General features: G+C 51.9%; 12 protein-coding genes. 8 read left to right on the top strand and 4 right to left on the bottom strand.

Annotated features, from left to right (window positions below):
- The first annotated feature begins 197 nt into the window (after positions 1-197).
- Positions 198-1,739, top strand: a complete 1,542-nt coding sequence (tyrR, locus tag AC07P6_RS17505; protein WP_182238189.1) for a transcriptional regulator TyrR — start codon at positions 198-200, stop codon at positions 1,737-1,739.
- Positions 1,740-1,853: 114 nt separating this feature from the next.
- Complete coding sequence (locus tag AC07P6_RS17500; RefSeq protein WP_478313930.1) at positions 1,854-2,909, top strand: AbrB family transcriptional regulator; 1,056 nt, start codon at positions 1,854-1,856, stop codon at positions 2,907-2,909.
- 44 nt (positions 2,910-2,953) lie between these two features.
- On the opposite strand, the gene tpx is transcribed toward AC07P6_RS17500, so the two are convergent.
- On the bottom strand, positions 2,954-3,460 hold the full coding sequence (gene tpx / locus AC07P6_RS17495) for a thiol peroxidase (protein WP_139538013.1): 507 nt from the start codon (positions 3,458-3,460) through the stop codon (positions 2,954-2,956).
- Positions 3,461-3,561: 101 nt separating this feature from the next.
- Between tpx and ycjG the strand changes: the two genes are divergently transcribed.
- On the top strand, positions 3,562-4,527 hold the full coding sequence (gene ycjG / locus AC07P6_RS17490; protein ID WP_304258561.1) for an L-Ala-D/L-Glu epimerase: 966 nt from the start codon (positions 3,562-3,564) through the stop codon (positions 4,525-4,527).
- Here ycjG and mpaA read toward each other — a convergent pair.
- Positions 4,518-5,231: a murein tripeptide amidase MpaA gene (gene mpaA, locus AC07P6_RS17485; protein WP_304258564.1), complete on the bottom strand. Its 714-nt coding sequence runs from the start codon at positions 5,229-5,231 to the stop codon at positions 4,518-4,520. The genes ycjG and mpaA overlap by 10 nt on opposite strands.
- Positions 5,232-5,419: 188 nt before the next feature.
- Between mpaA and AC07P6_RS17480 the strand changes: the two genes are divergently transcribed.
- Positions 5,420-7,036 (top strand): peptide ABC transporter substrate-binding protein, encoded by a 1,617-nt coding sequence (locus AC07P6_RS17480; RefSeq protein ID WP_478313928.1) that lies wholly within the window; start codon positions 5,420-5,422, stop codon positions 7,034-7,036.
- A 296-nt stretch (positions 7,037-7,332) separates the two neighbouring features.
- Here AC07P6_RS17480 and AC07P6_RS17475 read toward each other — a convergent pair whose 3' ends face one another.
- Complete coding sequence (locus AC07P6_RS17475) at positions 7,333-7,899, bottom strand: DJ-1/PfpI family protein (protein ID WP_478317033.1); 567 nt, start codon at positions 7,897-7,899, stop codon at positions 7,333-7,335.
- Between the two features lie 314 nt (positions 7,900-8,213).
- Here AC07P6_RS17475 and cspE point away from each other — a divergent pair, with 314 nt between their 5' ends.
- The 4 genes from cspE to AC07P6_RS17455 all read left to right on the top strand — a co-directional run bounded on the left by cspE (position 8,214) and on the right by AC07P6_RS17455 (position 10,678).
- On the top strand, positions 8,214-8,429 hold the full coding sequence (gene cspE, locus AC07P6_RS17470; RefSeq protein ID WP_110273456.1) for a transcription antiterminator/RNA stability regulator CspE: 216 nt from the start codon (positions 8,214-8,216) through the stop codon (positions 8,427-8,429).
- A gap of 436 nt (positions 8,430-8,865) precedes the next feature.
- Positions 8,866-9,054 (top strand): cold shock small protein YmcF, encoded by a 189-nt coding sequence (gene ymcF, locus AC07P6_RS17465; RefSeq protein ID WP_478313926.1) that lies wholly within the window; start codon positions 8,866-8,868, stop codon positions 9,052-9,054.
- A 287-nt stretch (positions 9,055-9,341) separates the two neighbouring features.
- Positions 9,342-9,971, top strand: coding sequence for a winged helix-turn-helix transcriptional regulator (locus AC07P6_RS17460; protein ID WP_181482473.1), 630 nt, complete (start codon positions 9,342-9,344; stop codon positions 9,969-9,971).
- Between the two features lie 125 nt (positions 9,972-10,096).
- Positions 10,097-10,678 carry an outer membrane beta-barrel protein gene (locus AC07P6_RS17455; RefSeq protein ID WP_181482472.1) on the top strand — a complete coding sequence of 194 codons (582 nt, stop codon included), beginning with the start codon at positions 10,097-10,099 and terminating at the stop codon, positions 10,676-10,678.
- A 50-nt stretch (positions 10,679-10,728) separates the two neighbouring features.
- On the opposite strand, the gene AC07P6_RS17450 is transcribed toward AC07P6_RS17455, so the two are convergent.
- On the bottom strand, positions 10,729-11,112 hold the full coding sequence (locus tag AC07P6_RS17450; protein ID WP_478313924.1) for a hypothetical protein: 384 nt from the start codon (positions 11,110-11,112) through the stop codon (positions 10,729-10,731).
- Between the last annotated feature and the right edge of the window lie 127 nt (positions 11,113-11,239).

Here is an 11,239-nt window from a genome sequence, read left to right as displayed (position 1 = left end):
TAAGGTACCTTGCCGGTTTGAGGGCTGATGACTCGTCTGAACGATTCTGGTCATGTGTCCGCTCTGAACGTATAACTTTACGGCAGAAAGGCCATTTTTCCGCCATACTGTCAATAATTGTTGACAGCTATCTTCACGCCAGCAAATAACTGTCCTATTATTCATCCGTCATTGGCCTTTTTAGGGTGAAAACTCCTATGCGTCTTGAAGTCTTTTGTGAAGACCGTCTTGGTCTGACCCGTGAATTACTCGATTTATTGGTGCTGCGTGGTATCGATCTGCGCGGTATCGATATCGACCCTATTGGCCGAATTTATCTCAATTTCGCCGAACTGGAGTTTGCCAACTTCAGCAGCCTGATGGCGGAAATTCGCCGTATTGCTGGAGTGACAGATGTGCGTACCGTGCCGTGGATGCCATCAGAACGTGAACATCTCGCACTTAGCGCACTGCTGGTGGCGATGCCGGAACCGGTGCTGTCTCTGGATACCAGGGGGAAAGTTGAACTGGCTAACCCGGCCAGCTGTCAGCTGTTTGCCCAGAGCCAGGACAAACTGCGCAGCCATCCGGTCGCGCAACTGATCACTGATTTCAACGTGCAGCGCTGGCTGGAAAATAGCCCGCAGGAATCGCATGCTGAGCATGTGGTGGTTAACGGACAGAATTTCCTGCTGGAAATCACCCCGGTCTATCTGGAAGGTGAGCACGGCGAGCGAGTGCTGACCGGTGCGGTGGCAATGCTGCGTTCAACGGTCCGCATGGGCCGACAGCTGCAAACCATGACCATTCAGGATACCAGTGCCTTTAGTCAGATCCTCGCCGTTGGTCCAAAAATGCGCCATGTCGTGGAGCAGGCCCGCAAGCTGGCAATGCTTAGCGCGCCGCTGCTGATCGTTGGCGATACCGGTACCGGCAAAGATCTGCTGGCTCAAGCCTGTCATCTGGCCAGCCCGCGCGCGGGAAAACCCTATCTGGCGCTGAACTGCGGCTCTATTCCGGAAGATGCGGTGGAAAGCGAACTGTTTGGCGACGCGATTCAGGGTAAAAAAGGTTTCTTCGAGCAGGCGAACGGTGGCTCGGTGCTGCTGGATGAGATCGGTGAGATGTCGCCGAGAATGCAGACCAAACTGTTGCGTTTCCTCAACGATGGTACCTTCCGCCGGGTTGGCGAAGATCATGAGGTTCATGTCGACGTACGCGTGATCTGCGCCACCCAGAAAAACCTGGTGGAGCTGGTGCAGAAAGGGCTGTTCCGTGAAGATCTTTATTATCGTCTCAACGTTCTGACCCTGTATCTGCCGCCGCTACGCGACTGCCCGCAGGATATCATGCCGTTGACCGAACTGTTCGTCGCGCGCTTTGCCGATGAGCAGGGGATCCCTCGTCCTAAACTCTCTGCTGATTTAAATAGCGTATTGACGCGCTATAGCTGGCCGGGCAACGTGCGCCAGCTCAAGAACGCGGTTTATCGCGCGCTGACGCAGCTGGACGGTTTTGAACTGCGTCCGCAGGATATTCTGTTACCGGATCACGATGTGGCCTCCTTGCCTGTGGGCGAAGAAGCGATGGAAGGTTCGCTGGATGACATCACTCGCCGCTTTGAGCGCTCTGTGCTCACCCAGCTTTATCGCAACTTCCCCAGCACGCGTAAACTGGCTAAACGCCTTGGCGTCTCGCACACCGCGATCGCCAATAAACTGCGCGAGTATGGCCTGAGCCAGAAGAAAAACGACGACTAATCCTCACCACCGGCTGCTTGCGCAGCCGATTAGCGTTTCCAAAAAAGGAGGGTTCTTCCCGTAGCATGATCTTGTATATACTCCGCTTTTACTCTTTTTCTCTCAGGAATACGCATGTGGATTTCGCGTAGTCACTTCTTTCAGTGGATGAAATTGCTGGCGCTCTCCGGTGCGCTCTCCTTTGTTTTGTTCTGGTTTCATCTCCCCGCAGCGCTGCTGCTGGGGCCGATGATTGCCGGGATTACTCTTAGCCTTCGCGGCGCAGAAATTCTCGTACCCCGCCCGTTTTTTATTGCTGCCCAGGCGATTATTGGCTGCATGATTGCCCATAGCCTCACGCCCTCGATCTTCGGCGTTCTGTTGGCAAACTGGGCGCTGGTGCTGCTGATTCTTTTTTCCACGCTCGCCATTAGCGCGCTGGCGGGATGGCTGTTGGTGCGTTATAGCGCGTTACCAGGCGCCACCGGCGCGTGGGGAAGCTCGCCGGGCGGCGCGTCGGCGATGGTGGTTATGGCTCAGGATTACGGTGCCGATGTTCGGCTGGTGGCGTTGATGCAGTACCTGCGGGTGCTATTCGTCGCCGGGGCCGCGGCGCTGGTCGTTCGCGTCGCTCTCGGCGGCGATGCTCAGGAGATGACCCAGCAGGTTATCTGGTTTCCTCCGATAAGCTGGCAGCTTCCGCTCACGCTGTTATTGACCGCGGCGGCAGGGTGGCTGGGTCTACGGTTGCGCTTTCCGTCGGGGGCGATGCTCTTTCCGATGTTGCTCGGCGCGCTGGTGCAGGGAGAGGGCTGGCTGGTACTCGAACTCCCGGAATGGCTGTTGGCGCTGGCCTATGCCGCCATTGGCTGGAGCGTTGGTCTAAAGTTTAATAAACAGATTTTCTTGCTGGCGCTGAAAACCTTACCGCAGATCCTGGCATCGATTGTTGGCTTGATTCTGTTGTGTGCGCTGATGGCTTTTGGCTTAACGCAGGTTCTGCCGCTGGATTTTATGACGGCTTATCTGGCAACCAGTCCCGGCGGGCTGGATACGGTGGCGATTATTGCTGCGGGTACGCGGGCGGATATGTCTTTTATTATGGCGATGCAGACGCTGCGTCTGTTCACCATCTTGCTGACCGGTCCGGCGATTGCACGTTTTATCTCCCGCTATGCGGCGCGGGAATAAAAAAGCCCCCGATCAACGAGGGCTCAGGGTGCTTAGCTGTGTTATTACGCTTTCAGCGCGGCCAGAGCGGCGTCGTAGTCCGGCTCTTCGGTGATTTCATTCACCAGTTGGCTGTAAACAACCTGGTCGTTTTCATCAATGACGACCACAGCGCGCGCCGCCAGACCGGCCAGCGGGCCTGCGGAGATAGCGACACCGTAGTCGGCCAGGAACTGCGCGCCGCGCAGGGTGGACAGCGTGACAACGTTGTTCAGGCCTTCAGCGCCGCAGAAGCGAGACTGGGCGAACGGCAGGTCGGCGGAGATGCACAGCACTACGGTGTTGTCCAGTTCAGACGCCAGTTGGTTAAACTTACGTACCGATGCCGCGCAAACGCCGGTATCGATGCTTGGGAAAATGTTCAGCACTTTACGTTTGCCTGCGAACTGGCTCAGCGCGACGTCAGAGAGATCTTTGGCGACCAGCGTAAACGGCTGCGCTTTAGCGCCTGCCTGCGGAATGGTGCCTTGAACAGAAACGGGGTTGCCCTGGAAATGCACGGTTTGTGACATGGTTATCTTCCTGTTTACATATAGTTAACGTTCTGGCTAGTGTATGACATCAGTCATCAGCACGGCAAATCCTTTTAATATTTACCTGCGAGGTTCAGGGAATGCGAAATCTGCGAGTCTATGAAGAAGCCTGGCCGTTACATACTCCTTTTGTGATCGCCCGCGGCAGCCGCAGCGAGGCCAAAGTGGTGGTGGTGGAGATCGAAGAAAATGGCGTGAAAGGCGTGGGGGAATGCACGCCTTACCCCCGCTACGGCGAGAGTATCGCCTCGGTGATGGCGCAGATTATGACGATTGGCGAACAGATTGAACGCGGCATCTCGCGTGAGCAGATCCAAAACCTGCTCCCCCCGGGAGCCGCGCGTAATGCCGTCGATTGCGCGCTCTGGGATTGGCAAGCGCGCAGTGCGGGTAAGAGCATTGCTCAGCAGTCAGGCGTCATGCTGCCTAACCGGGTGGTCACCGCGCAAACGGTGGTCATTGGTACGCCTGAGCAGATGGCAGCCAGCGCGGCGGCGCTGTGGGAGAAAGGGGCCACGTTGCTGAAAGTGAAGCTTGATGATCATCTGATTAGCGAACGGCTGATAGCGATTCGCGAAGCGGTGCCGCAGGCGACGTTAATTGTTGATGCTAACGAGGCATGGCGTAGCGATGGTCTGGCTGAGCGTTGTCAGCTTCTGGCGGATATCGGCGTGGCGATGCTGGAGCAGCCGCTTCCGGCGGGGGACGATGCGGCGCTGGAGAATTTTATCCATCCGTTGCCTGTTTGTGCTGATGAAAGCTGCCATACCCGCGACAGCCTCGCGGCGTTACGTGGTCGCTACGAAATGGTCAATATTAAACTCGATAAGACCGGCGGCCTGACCGAAGCGTTGCTGTTGGCGGAGGAGGCGGAGCGACAGGGATTTGCGCGGATGCTGGGCTGTATGCTGTGTACCTCGCGAGCCATTAGCGCCGCGTTGCCGCTGGTGCCGCTGGCCCGTTTTGCCGATCTTGATGGCCCAACCTGGCTGGCGGTGGATGTTGAACCGGCGCTGCATTTCAGCACCGGCGTACTTCATCTTTGAGGATGCCAGTGCAGCAGGCTAATCATTGCCGACAGGTATTTGTCCGTGGCCTCGTCGGCGGATATTGGCGGAAATTCGGCGGTAATGCACGGCAGGCCGATATCGGCGCACCAGCTGCCAAAGGAGCCGGGCGTTTCATAGCCGACGCTGCCCACCAGCGGCAAAGTAAAGGCATCGGCGAGCCAACGTCCCAGCTCGCTGTGGCCAGGATCTTCAATGCAGGCCAGCGGATCGTGAAATGAAACGACCCAGGCGGGATGGATCTGGTGGATCAGCTCGCACAGCGCCTGGGTTTCTGGCTCTGAACCGGGCTTTTCGCCAGTGAGCAGAACCACATCACGCTGCTCTGCCGCGCTGTTCCAGCGGTAAACCGTTTCGCCTTCCTTCCAGTTCGCCGCCGGAAAATTTCGGTTCAGGTCGATTCCACGTGCGTTGGCGCGTAACCCTAGCTGACAGCCGTCGGGATTCACCGCCAGCACCACATGATGACGGCGCAGCTCCGGTTTGAGCGTGCGTAACGCGCAGGAGAGGGTGACGATTGATGAGTTTTCATCGCCGTGGGTGCCGGCAAGAATTAAACCGCTGCGGCTATCGGCCAGCGGTGCAGGGAACCACAGCAGCGGTGCGCCGAGATGAGACTGGCCGTAGCGCTGGGTTCCCGGCGGAAAAGCGCCGCGTTGAGGGCGAGGACGAGAAACGGGCATAGGGCATCCTGTTATCAGGTTATTTTGAGCAGTGTTGTGTAAAACCGTCACGGAATCAAACAGTTTCCTGCGATCGAGAAATCAGCATATATGTCAATTTTCTATCACAAGCTGTTTGCAATTTCAGGTGATGAAACAAATAATTATCGCACTGCCAGCTCTGGTTTTTTTATTTTAAAGGGGATCTTATGAAGTATCCTGTCACATTGACATGCGGCGCGCTGTGGTTAGCCAGCGTCTCTTCTCTTGCCTGGGCGGCGGATGTCCCTCCGGGCACCGTATTAGCTGAAAAACAGATGCTGGTGCGGCACATTAAAGATGAACCCGCCACATTAGATCCCGCTAAAGCCGTGGGCCTGCCAGAAATTCAGGTGATCCGCGATCTCTTTGAAGGTTTAGTCAATCAGGACGCGAAAGGCAACCTGATTCCTGGCGTGGCGACTCGCTGGCAGAGCAATGATAACCGCGTCTGGACCTTCACCCTGCGTGACAACGCCCGCTGGTCCGACGGCACGCCGGTGACGGCAGAGGATTTTGTCTATAGCTGGCGGCGGCTGGTGGACCCAAAAACGACTTCGCCATTCGCCTGGTTTGCCGCTCTGGCGGGCATCAGCAACGCGCAAAATATTATTGATGGTAAAGCTGCGCCTGATAGCCTCGGCGTCACCGCGGTGGATGCGCGGACCCTGCGCGTGCAGTTGGATAAACCGCTGCCGTGGTTCAGCAATCTGGCGGCCAGTTTCGCCTTTTATCCTGTGCAGAAAGCCAATGTGGAAAGCGGTGATAACTGGACGCGCCCTGGCAATCTGGTTGGTAATGGCGCGTATGTTTTAAAAGATCGCGTGGTGAATGAAAAGCTGGTGGTGGTCCCCAATACGCACTATTGGGATAACGCCAAAACGGTTATTCAGCAGGTTACGTTTGTGCCGATCAACCAGGAGTCGGCGGCGACCAAGCGCTATCTGGCGGGCGATATCGATATCACTGAGTCATTCCCGAAAAACCTGTATCAGAAGCTGCTGAAGGACATCCCGGGGCAAGTCTATACCCCGCCGCAGCTGGGGACTTATTACTATGCGTTTAACACGCAGAAGGGGCCAACTGCCGATGAGCGCGTGCGTCTGGCGCTGAGCATGACGATTGACCGTCGTCTGATGGCAGAGAAAATCCTGGGAACCGGCGAGAAACCGGCCTGGCGCTTTACCCCGGATGTCACCGCAGGCTTCACTCCGCAGCCGGTGCAAATTGAGAGCATGAGCCAGGAGGAGCTGAACGCCCAAGCTAAAGCATTGTTGCAAGCTGCGGGCTACGGCCCAAACCGCCCACTGAAGCTGACTCTGCTGTATAACACCTCGGAAAATCATCAGAAAATCGCTATCGCGGTGGCGTCGATGTGGAAGAAAAACCTTGGCGTTGATGTGAAGCTGCAAAATCAGGAGTGGAAGACCTATATCGACAGTCGAAATACCGGGAATTTCGATGTGATCCGCGCCTCGTGGGTAGGGGATTACAATGAACCGTCGACTTTCCTGTCGCTACTGACCTCAACCCACAGCGGCAATATTTCCCGCTTTAACGATCCGGCCTATGACAAAATTCTGACTCAGGCAGCGCTGGAAAACTCGGAAAAAGCGCGCAACGATGATTACAACGCTGCGGAAAAAATCATTATGGCGAAAGCGCCTATCGCGCCAATTTATCAATACACCAACGGGCGTCTGATTAAACCGTGGTTGAAAGGATATCCGATAACCAACCCGGAAGATGTGGCATACAGCCGCACGATGTATATTGAGAAGCACTGATGACAAACCCGGTTTAAAGATTGTGCTCGCGTTTCTGCCGGGCGGCGGCTGACGCCTTGCCCGGCCTACAAGACCCACAATATCAATAAATTGTGCATTTTTCGTAGGCCCGGTAAGGCGCTAGCCGCCACCGGGCAATTCCAGAGAGGTGCACTTTGTCAGCAATCTGAAGCACTGATAAGTGCACCATCGCAAAACCCGCAACTGGCGCTGTTTTCAGCGCCAGCCTGTCTTTTCTGATTATCTCTTGTCGTCACCTGGTCACGTTTGTTTTATTCAACAGGAGGACTGCAGCGTTACTTCTGCAACAGTTCGGCAAATTTCGCCAGCCATTGCGGGTGCGCTGGCCAGGCAGGGGCGGTGACCAAATTGCCATCGACGTGCGCCTGATCGATGCCGATGTCGGCATAATGACCACCGCTGAGCCGTACTTCCGGTGCACAGGCCGGGTAGGCGCTGCAGGTGCGTCCTTTTAGTATCCCCGCGGCGGCCAGCAGTTGGGGACCGTGGCAAACTGCGGCAATCGGTTTACGTGCAGCATCAAACGCCTGTACTAGTTTGAGTACTTCATCATTCAATCGTAGGTATTCAGGCGCGCGTCCGCCGGGGATCAGCAGAGCGTCATAATCCTGTTCCTTCGCTGCGCTGAAATCGGCGTTGAGAATAAAACGATGACCAGGCTTCTCGCTATAAGTCTGGGCACCGTCAAAATCATGGATTGCAGTCATAATGTAGTCGCCTGTGATTTTGTCAGGGCAGACTGCATCAACCTGATGACCAATCATCTGCAATGCCTGAAATGGCACCATCGTTTCGTAGTCCTCAGCATAATCGCCGACCAGCATTAGAATTTTCTTACTCATCATAACCACTCCCGTGTGAATTAGGTGTCTAAGATATAGCCTGGTAGAAGAGGGAATGCGAACCGTAGTTGGCGCAATATTGCCAGCTGAACAGAGTCTCTATAAAAATAAAGCTTGCTATCAATTGTTATCTGTGCGATCAATAGGGGGTTGGTTTGGTACACAGACCTAAAAATAAAGCGGTTTAGTAAAGCAGTTCTCATCTCAAGCGTTATCCATAGATAATCCTTTTTTCGAGCCTCCTTATCGTTATTAATTAAATTCTGTGATGCGAACTTTTTCGCCGTAAGGCGCTGATTATTGAGGTAATATTTATGTCTGAGAAGATGACTGGTTTAGTAAAATGGTTTAACGAAAGCAAAGGTTTTGGTTTTATTTCTCCACTGGATGGCAGTAAGGATGTCTTTGTACATTTTTCTGCACTTCAGGGTGATGGTTTCAAAACCTTATTTGAAGGGCAGAAAGTTGATTTCTCTATCGAGAATGGCGCCAAAGGTCCTGCTGCTGCAAATGTCATTTTGCGCGATTAATAATTTTCTAAAATCTTTTGAACCTGCGACAACGATGACGGTCTAAGCCCGAGTAGACAGGTTTACAAGAGAGTAGTAAAGGGTATATTGAAGCAGACGGTTCCAGTGTACCCATTCTAAAATGATCGAAAGTGTATGAGAGATACGACATCCCGAATACACTTAATATTTTTGTATTAAATTTTACTTAACGTTACGTGCCGAAGGCACATTAAAAAACAAACAACATCCAAAAGATCGCTGGTGCAGTATAGATTTTAATCCGAAGAGTTTCGGGTTTATCTTTAAGAATTAATGACAATGATGTCTTTGTTATTATCGACCATTCAGAACAATGCTTTTTGCGTTGTCATTGAAAACCAGGAAAGCGTTTTCAGTTGAATATGGCTAAATGTCCCTGCGGTAGTGAATGTTGTAGCAAATAGAGGCTAACATCATGACTGACCACATTCATTTCAGGTGCCCATGCTGTCATGGGTCACAGTACAGAACATCGGCTTACGATGTGTCTGCAACAAATCCGTTTGGCGCGAAATGTATCTTTTGTAAATCTTCAATGATTACATTCGATAACATCGCCATACATATTTCTAAAAACTCAGCATCGCTGGAGTTAAGGAAATAACGAATCGGCCCCGAAAGGGGCCTTTTGACGTCTATAGTGTCATATCTTTTTCCGTCTCGATTCCTTTTAAGACACCAATCAGCTCCTCGCCAAAGTGTAACTTTCTGTATTTATTTGTGTTTTTTATGGTCGAATTGCCTTCGTCTGGCTTTTAGGTTTGTTTAAATTTAAATACAATCGTGGTTTTTTATTGTGTCCTGATATGAGTAAATACTGAGTTGCGCAATTTTTACGAAAACATTATGACGTTCTATAATTGTGCTGACTGAAACTTATCAGGTATTTCTATGCACATTTTACCACCTGTTCGCCCGGAAGAGAGTATCCAACGCTTGACGGCACTGCTGGAGCCGATTGCCGAAAAAATGAAAGTAGTGCCGCGAAAACGCATTACCTGGACGCACAAAAATCAACCTCAGTTGTACCTTTTTCAGGAAGGCGAGCTTTCGATACTCAGGGCATCAGACGGCCTGCTAATTGTCACCGTTTACAACCCACATCTGTTTGGCATCGCTGAAATGATCCAGCCGGTGCGCGGCCATCAACTGCGGGCGGAAACTGAATCGACAATCCTGCGTGTCGATGCGCAAAAAGCGATGGAGGCCTTTCGTCAGCACGGCGTATGGGAAGATGTCGCCTCATTGTTGTCGTATCATACGGCCTATCTTTTTTATCGTGATGCCCTAGTGGTGCAGCAACGAACCTATGCCGTCATTCGCAATCATTTAATAGAAATGAGCCTGCTCCCGGAGGAAACTCGAATGCGTGTATCTATTCTGGATTATATTCAGGAACGCACACATTTATCCCGAAGTAGTGTATTAAATGTGCTTTCTGCGTTAAAAAGTGGTAACTATATCGTTTTTAAACGCGGTGGTTATTTGATTGAATTGAATAATTTACCTGAGCGTTTTTAGGTTGGTTGATTTGTCCAAAATTAAATAATAAAGCGGTTATCATTGCCGCATTAATATTCTATTGTAGACCCACTTAATTCTTAAGTATCTCATTTATTCGACAACGGGTCGACACCAGGATTTTTATGAAAAAGACGCTTATTACGTTAATTATTGCTAATGCTTTTACCGCGACCACTGCTTTTGCTGCTGCACAGGAGGGAACCTGGTATGCGGGTTCTAAATTTGGCTGGTCGCATTATGGTGACTCAAGCTCCGATCACTCTGTCGATGTAGACCGTGATAACGTCGGCGGCGGTGTGTTTACCGGTTATCAGATTAACCCGTGGCTGGCGGTAGAAGGTGGGTATGATTATTTAGGTAATATGGGGATCAACGGTCGCCATGGTGCATCCGGCTCGCAGATGAAAAGTCAGGGATTGCAGCTCTCATTGAAAGCCAGCTACGGCCTGACCAGCGATTGGGACCTCTATGGCCGCGCTGGGCTGATGGGCTATCGCGCGGAGTCTGACGTGAATGGCCATAACCGTTTTGATACCGGCGTGCGTCCGGTGGTGGCGATTGGTACTGAGTATGCCTTTAACAACAATTGGTCGGGGCGTCTCGAGTATCAGTGGGTTAACAATGTGGGCAACGAAAACCAGATTGGCATGAGCAGCGATGTGAGCTCCGTGATGGCTGGCGTCAGCTATCGATTTGGTCAGTAAATTCAACGGCCTGGAAAGAGCCCCCTTATTGATAATAAGGGGGCTCTTTTTTATCCCTCAGTGAGTGATTGCAGAGAGTCGTTCATCTTCTGTAACCCAGCGATATTCTGCTCTTTCAGATAGTAGTTATTCATTAAGCGCATTTGATCCAATTTTGTCAGCGAAGCATAAACCCGATACGTCTGGCTATGGACATCAAAAATATCGTTAGTTTTCACATCTAACAGATAATCTGTTTTTAAACTGAATGATACATTATCAATGATTTGCTTATTTTTCTGATGCAGCATCGTTGTCGCAACCGGGTCGCTGGCTAGTGGATTGTTTTGCACGACGGGGATGTGTAACGCATCTATTTTAGTTAAGGTTTTGGGAGGCTGTGAACTACAGGCTGTTAGCATTGTAGCCAGCATAACAAGGGAGAGCTTACGCATGGTGTTTCCTGGTATAAATAATGGTCGTGCTTATTATCTTTCTTACCTGGAACTCTGCGAGAGATTATTTGTTTAATTTAAAATTATAAGCGTGCGGGTGAAGGAACCCGTGATTTCACGGGTTCTG

Source organism: Klebsiella sp. GFKo11 (assembly GCF_056490265.1).
Note: the sequence above shows the minus strand (reverse complement) of the source record. Positions and strands in the feature narration are given on the sequence as shown.

Coding starts and splice junctions, on each gene's coding strand:
- AC07P6_RS17475 (WP_478317033.1), bottom strand. CDS start 7,899: ATGAGTAAGAAAATTCTAATGCTGGTCGGCGATTATGCTGAGGACTAC.
- mpaA (WP_304258564.1), bottom strand. CDS start 5,231: ATGCCCGTTTCTCGTCCTCGCCCTCAACGCGGCGCTTTTCCGCCGGGA.
- cspE (WP_110273456.1), top strand. CDS start 8,214: ATGTCTGAGAAGATGACTGGTTTAGTAAAATGGTTTAACGAAAGCAAA.
- tyrR (WP_182238189.1), top strand. CDS start 198: ATGCGTCTTGAAGTCTTTTGTGAAGACCGTCTTGGTCTGACCCGTGAA.
- AC07P6_RS17500 (WP_478313930.1), top strand. CDS start 1,854: ATGTGGATTTCGCGTAGTCACTTCTTTCAGTGGATGAAATTGCTGGCG.
- AC07P6_RS17460 (WP_181482473.1), top strand. CDS start 9,342: ATGCACATTTTACCACCTGTTCGCCCGGAAGAGAGTATCCAACGCTTG.
- AC07P6_RS17455 (WP_181482472.1), top strand. CDS start 10,097: ATGAAAAAGACGCTTATTACGTTAATTATTGCTAATGCTTTTACCGCG.
- ycjG (WP_304258561.1), top strand. CDS start 3,562: ATGCGAAATCTGCGAGTCTATGAAGAAGCCTGGCCGTTACATACTCCT.
- tpx (WP_139538013.1), bottom strand. CDS start 3,460: ATGTCACAAACCGTGCATTTCCAGGGCAACCCCGTTTCTGTTCAAGGC.
- AC07P6_RS17450 (WP_478313924.1), bottom strand. CDS start 11,112: ATGCGTAAGCTCTCCCTTGTTATGCTGGCTACAATGCTAACAGCCTGT.
- AC07P6_RS17480 (WP_478313928.1), top strand. CDS start 5,420: ATGAAGTATCCTGTCACATTGACATGCGGCGCGCTGTGGTTAGCCAGC.
- ymcF (WP_478313926.1), top strand. CDS start 8,866: ATGACTGACCACATTCATTTCAGGTGCCCATGCTGTCATGGGTCACAG.